This is a genomic window from Lapidilactobacillus luobeiensis (genome assembly GCF_024345205.1).
GTDB classification, from domain to species: domain Bacteria; phylum Bacillota; class Bacilli; order Lactobacillales; family Lactobacillaceae; genus Lapidilactobacillus; species Lapidilactobacillus luobeiensis.
This window is the reverse complement of sequence record NZ_BROC01000008.1, coordinates 20853-27072: the sequence shown is the minus strand read 5'-3', so window position 1 is coordinate 27072 and position 6220 is coordinate 20853. Positions and strand designations below refer to the sequence as shown.

Here is a 6220-nt window from a genome sequence, read left to right as displayed (position 1 = left end):
TCGCCGTGTCGTTATTCTTAGCGGCTTTGCCGCTTAGAATAAGGCTCAGCTTTGAGATTTTCGGTGCACTTCCGAAAGGCTCAAAGTGACGCCCACAGCGAGCTCACCCGCCACACGCAACGCAGCCCGCGGCCAAAATTGAAACAGTATACCTGCCCAAACACAGCCCACGGCCAACATTAGAACGGTATACTTTGCCGTAGAGAAATCACCGACCGCAACAACGGTAACAATTTTAACGATTGCTTGATTAATGCTCAGAAGCTGACCAGGTCGGTTTGTATTCTAAACGTGTTCACCGACCTAGCTTCTTCCGCTTAGCTACGCTCTTATTCTGGAAGCAAGGAACGCTTCCAAAATAAGAGCTAGGTTAATGCTCAGAAGCTGCCCAGGTCGGTGAACACTCTTTAAATCTTAACTCGTGACCCGTTTTTAGCGTGGTTGCGAGTTTTCTGTTTGGTTCGTGAATTGGTGGAATGAAAGCCTCACGGAATTTTAACATTCTCAACGGATTTTTTTGTTATAATAGTAGTCTGGATATCAACAAAGTAATGGGTTTCGGGAAAGGACGGCAACATGGTCGCGAGTAAATTATTGGCAGGTTTGAATGATAAGCAGGAAGAGGCGGTACGGACAACTGAGGGGCCGTTATTGATCATGGCTGGAGCGGGCTCTGGGAAGACGCGGGTGCTGACGCATCGGATCGCTTATTTGATTCAGGAGAAGAACGTGATGCCTTGGCAGATCTTGGCGATCACGTTTACCAATAAGGCGGCGCGGGAAATGCGCGAGCGGGTCGAGCGGTTACTTGGCGCTGACGCTGCTGAAGTCATGGTCGCGACTTTTCATGCGTTGTGTTTGCGGATCTTGCGGCGGGAAGCGAAAAAAATCGATTATAGCAGTTCTTTTTCGATCGCGGATCCGGCGGAGCAATTGACTTTAGTCAAACGGATCTTGAAGCAACTGAATTTGGATCCTAAACGTTATGATCCCAAGGCGATCCTTGGTGCGATCAGTCAGGCCAAAAATGAATTACAAACGCCAAAAATGTTTGCGGCGGCTGCTGGTCAAGGATTCGAGCAGATCGTCAGTCAGGTCTATACGATCTATCAACGGGAAATGAAACGAAATCAGTCCTTTGATTTTGATGATTTGATCATGGAGACGATCCTTCTTTTTCAAAAAGACGCGGAGACTTTGGGTTATTATCAGCGGCGTTATCGCTATATCCATGTCGATGAGTATCAGGATACCAATGAGGCACAATATCAACTCGTGCGTTTGCTGGGCGCAGGTTATCATAATGTTTGCGTTGTTGGGGATGCCGATCAGAGTATTTATGGCTGGCGGGGCGCCAATATGGATAATATCATGAACTTTGAGAAAGATTATCCAGACGCGCAAAGTATTTTATTGGAACAGAATTATCGTTCAACCAAAAACATTTTGGATGCGGCCAATGCTGTGATCGCTCACAATAATTATCGTAAGCCGAAAAAGCTTTGGACGGATAATCCCACTGGCGCGAAACTGGTGTATTATCGCGCGCAAAGCGAACGTGATGAAGCGAATTTTGTGGTCAGTCAGATCCGTGATGGTCTGACGCAAGATCGGCGGTCCTATGGTGACTTTGCGATTTTATATCGGACCAACGCGCAATCGCGGGTGCTGGAAGAAGTCTTGATGCAGGCGAACATGCCCTATAAATTAGTGGGCGCGCATAAATTCTATGATCGTAAAGAAATCAAAGATGTCCTTGCTTATTTGCGGTTAGTAGCCAACCCGGCCGATTCATTGAGTTTCAATCGGGTCGTCAATGAGCCCAAGCGCGGGTTAGGCGCTGGTTCGATCGGTAAATTGCAAGAATTCGCCGATGAACATGATTGGTCATTATTGGAAGCGGCACGGAATGTAGATCTGGCTAATTTACCGGCCCGAGCACGGACCAGTCTCCTAGATTTTGCCCAGTTGATCTATGATCTCCGTGAGCAGCGTTCGATTTTGTCGATGACCGCATTGACCAAGCAATTATTGGATAAAAGTGGCTACCAAAGCAACTTGGAAGCACAAAAGACGGTCGAAGCGGAGACGCGTTTGGAAAACTTGGCGGAATTTTTAACGGTCACCCAACAATTTGATGATAGTTATCAACCAGAAACTGACGAAAGTGAGCCGCTGACTGACTTCATCGCTGGTCTGGCGTTGACTTCTGATCAAGATGATCTGGAAGAAGATATCAAACAAGTCACTTTGATGACGCTACATGCCGCTAAAGGTCTGGAATTTCCAGTAGTCTTTCTGATCGGTCTAGAAGAGGGGATTTTCCCACTGTCTCGGGCTCTGCTGGACGATGATGCGTTAGAGGAAGAGCGGCGGCTGGCTTATGTGGGGATCACGCGGGCCCAGCAGCAGTTATATTTGACCAACGCATACGCGCGAATGCTTTACGGGCGTACCCAGAGCAATCCACCATCGCGTTTTCTAGGTGAGATCGATCCGGATGTGGTCATTGAAGAAAATCACGCGTTGACTAGCGCTAGTTCGCAAGGCGCATTTCCCTTTGATCGGGGACGAGGCGCTGGTAGCACATCCGCAAATAGTGGGGCCACACGGCGAGCTCAACAAAGACAGGCGCGCGCTTTGACCCCGAGTTATTCGCCGGCAAAGACTGCTAAGGCGGCGGCCGGCGCGATCGGCGCGGAGCAGGTCGGCTGGCAAGTCGGAGACAAGGCCGAACATCGCAAGTGGGGTGTTGGCACCGTCGTTCAGGTCGAGGGTCAAGGTGATGATGTTGAGTTAGCCATCGCTTTTCCGGAGATCGGCATCAAGAATTTGATGGCTGTTTTCGCACCGATCAAGAAAGTGGCTCGATCATAAGTTTCAAGTGCAACCTGACTGGGTATTCAAGGCCTGGTCCCAAGATGCATTCAACCTGATCCTGATAACGTTAGTAGCAGTTAAGGAGGTCAATCATGCCTTTACCAAAAGCAATCACAGCATACACGTTAGCCGAAGCGACCAGTGTTGTCGCTCAATTGCGTCAACAAGTACGCCAATATGCGCAAGCTTATTACACCAAGGACGCGCCTTTAGTTGAAGATGCGGTCTATGACGATCTTTATCAGCAATTGCAACAATTAGAAGCGGCCTTTCCCACGTTGATCACTTCTGATTCACCAACTCAACAAGTAGGTGGCACGGTTTTAGCTGGTTTCAGTAAAGTGACCCATCAAGAACCGATGCTTTCAATGGGAGATGTTTTCTCTTTTGGTGAATTGGCGCAGTTTGATGAGCGCATGACCAAGGCGATCACGCGCCCCACTGAGTATAACGTGGAATTGAAGATCGACGGTTTGGCGATTTCATTGCGTTATCAGGCTGGCAAATTGGTTTTAGGCTCGACTCGTGGCGATGGCGCGGTTGGCGAAGATGTGACCGCAAATTTGCGGACGATCAAGTCGATCCCCCAAGAACTCGCGGAGCCAATAGATTTGGAAGTGCGCGGCGAATGTTACATGCCCAAGCGATCCTTTGAGGCGCTCAACGCAGAACGAGATCGTAACGGTGAAGCGGTTTTCGCCAATCCTCGTAACGCGGCGGCAGGAAGCCTGCGGCAATTGGACACCGCGACCACAGCTAAGCGGCAGCTCGATACTTTCATTTACACTATCGTCGACGCGCAACGCTACGGTATCAGTACTCAGGCTGATGCGCTGAAACAGTTGCGCCAATGGGGATTTCACGTTAATCCCGAAGCGATCGTTGCCCGCGAGTTAACGCAGATCCACGCTTTTATTGAAAAATATCAAAGCCAGCGAGATGAGTTGCCTTATGGGATCGACGGCGTTGTGCTAAAAATCAATCAACTAGCGTTACAGGCTGAGTTAGGCAATACTGTCAAAGTACCGCGTTGGGAGATCGCCTACAAGTTTCCTCCTGAAGAAGCGCAGACGATCTTGCAGGCAATCGAGTGGACCGTTGGCCGCACGGGGGTAGTCACACCGACTGCGGTAATGGATCCAGTCACGTTAGCGGGGACCACGGTTGCCCGCGCGACCTTGCATAACGTCGATATGTTACGCGAAAAGGACGTACGGATCGGTGATACGGTCTTGATCCACAAGGCTGGTGATATCATTCCGGAAGTTTCCCAAGTTGTTTTGAGTAAGCGCCCAGCAACCGCGGAACCTTATCTTGTGCCGACGACTTGTCCGTCCTGCGGTTCAAAATTGATCCATTTAGCCGATGAAGTCGCGTTACGTTGTGTCAATCCCATGTGTCCGGCGCAGGTCAAAGAGGGCTTGACCCATTTTGCCTCGCGCAACGCCATGGATATTTCCGGGTTAGGGCCAAAAGTGATCGCCCAACTTTATGACCGCCATTTGATCAAAGATGTGGCGGATCTTTACCGCTTGACTGCGACTGAATTGGCCCAGTTGGATAAATTCAAGGAGAAATCGATCAATAATCTTCTAGCCGCGATCCAACGTTCAAAGCAAAATTCGGCAGATAAATTATTGTTCGGGCTGGGCATTCGCAATGTTGGTGCAAAAGCCGCAACGTTATTGTTGGCTCATTTTGGCTCGATCCCCGCTTTGATGCAGGCGGATCCCGCTGAAGTGGTGGCGATCAAAACGATCGGGCAAACGATCGGGGATAGCTTGACGGCCTATTTTGCCAATGATCAAGTGCAGGAATTGATTCGTGAACTGACGGCGGCGGGGGTCAACCTGAATTATCTTGGTCGCTTGACCGAGGCGCAAGATAACTTCTTTAAAAATAAAAAGGTTGTCTTAACAGGAAAATTGGTTCACTATACTCGTAGTGAGCTGACCCAGAAATTAAGTGATCTCGGCGCGCAAGTCGTCGGTTCAGTTTCCGCGAAGACCGATTATCTGATCGCTGGCGCCGATGCAGGCAGCAAGTTGACCAAAGCGCAACAGCTCCAAGTGCCCGTTTTGACTGAAGATGCGGCGCAGCAATATTTGAACGAGGTGAAATAATGAAGTTTTCCGCAAAACGTTTTTTTCTAGGACTGCTCAGTTTAGTTGGCTCAGTGGCATTGGCGGCTTGTGGTAATTTGCAGAACGCGGACCTTAGCGGCAGCGATACCAGTACGTCAACCAGTAATAAATCGGCCTCCTATCAAATCACAGGGAATACCGATGGCACGCAATATAGCGCCTTACTCACTGATGGCAAGTATAAAGTCAGTACCTCACGCGGTTTGACCGTTGATCAAAATTCAAACGCGTTCAATCTGGCGAGTTTTGAATCAGGTTTGACCACGATCAGTAAAGGTACCTTTTCTCCAGAAAAATACGCGTTTCAGGAAGGTCAGTATATTTCCCGGAGTACGGCAAATAGTTGGTTGAAACGTGAATCTAGCACCAATGAAGAGGGCTTGAATCCTAAGGATAATGGCTCGACAGAACCGGATAAACGAGCCCCCATCTATCTGCAAGAGATCCTCGAGCAGGATTTTCTGGAGCGGACCAGCACCAGTTACAAGATCGCCGGTGTGACGATCGGTCTGGGCCTCAACGAGATCGATTATTACCAAAAGGTTCAATATGGCGCGACTTTCAAGACCACGATCAGTCAAGCAGAACGGGAGAAACAGGGCAAAGAAATGGCGACCAAGATCCTAGCCCGTTTGCGAAAAAAGAAAGAATTAGCCAACGCGACGATCGTTTTTGGTTTGTACAAGCAGGCAGCTAATGATAGCTTGGTTGGCGGGACTTATTTTGCCACTGCGGTCAGTAAATCAGGCACGACGATCTCTGAATGGAAGACCCTGAATCAGGAGAATGGCGTTTTGCCAGTGGTCAATAATCAGAAAGCAATCAATGACGGCGATGCCGATTCTTTTAGTAATTTCAAAACGAAGATCCAATCCTTCTTCCCGAATTTAAGCGGGGTCACTGCCCAAACGCACTATGAGAACGGAACTTTACAAGGAATGAAGATCAAGATCAGCACCCAATTCTTCGGGGTCAACGAGATCCAAAGCTTCACCCAATACGTGGATACCGCGGCCAAGCGCTATTTGCCAGCCAATATCCCGATCGAGATCACGATCTCTTCGGTGGAGGGCATCCAATCCTTCCTCAGTCGAGAAAGTGGCGATAAAGATTTCTACACCCATGTTTTTAGCAGCTATTAGTTTGTAAGTTGGGCGTTAAATGATAGAATTAGTTTTGACTGATAAACGAATGGA

General features: G+C 48.9%; 3 protein-coding genes. All 3 read left to right on the top strand.

Annotated elements, in window-relative coordinates:
• Positions 1 to 576 precede the first annotated feature (576 nt).
• The 3 genes from pcrA to OCU21_RS04445 all read left to right on the top strand — a co-directional run bounded on the left by pcrA (position 577) and on the right by OCU21_RS04445 (position 6166).
• The gene (gene pcrA, locus OCU21_RS04455; protein ID WP_261806284.1) at positions 577 to 2877 is read left to right on the top strand and encodes a DNA helicase PcrA; all 2301 of its coding nucleotides are present in this window, start codon (positions 577 to 579) and stop codon (positions 2875 to 2877) included.
• Between the two features lie 95 nt (positions 2878 to 2972).
• Positions 2973 to 5003 carry an NAD-dependent DNA ligase LigA gene (ligA, locus tag OCU21_RS04450; RefSeq protein ID WP_261806283.1) on the top strand — a complete coding sequence of 677 codons (2031 nt, stop codon included), beginning with the start codon at positions 2973 to 2975 and terminating at the stop codon, positions 5001 to 5003.
• Positions 5003 to 6166, top strand: coding sequence for a CamS family sex pheromone protein (locus tag OCU21_RS04445; protein WP_261806282.1), 1164 nt, complete (start codon positions 5003 to 5005; stop codon positions 6164 to 6166). Before ligA ends, OCU21_RS04445 begins: the two co-directional genes overlap by 1 nt.
• Positions 6167 to 6220: the final 54 nt, after the last annotated feature.

What these genes read in the sequence shown, in the direction of transcription:
- pcrA (WP_261806284.1), top strand. Translation starts at nt 577, where the DNA reads ATGGTCGCGAGTAAATTATTGGCAGGTTTGAATGATAAGCAGGAAGAG.
- OCU21_RS04445 (WP_261806282.1), top strand. Translation starts at nt 5,003, where the DNA reads ATGAAGTTTTCCGCAAAACGTTTTTTTCTAGGACTGCTCAGTTTAGTT.
- ligA (WP_261806283.1), top strand. Translation starts at nt 2,973, where the DNA reads ATGCCTTTACCAAAAGCAATCACAGCATACACGTTAGCCGAAGCGACC.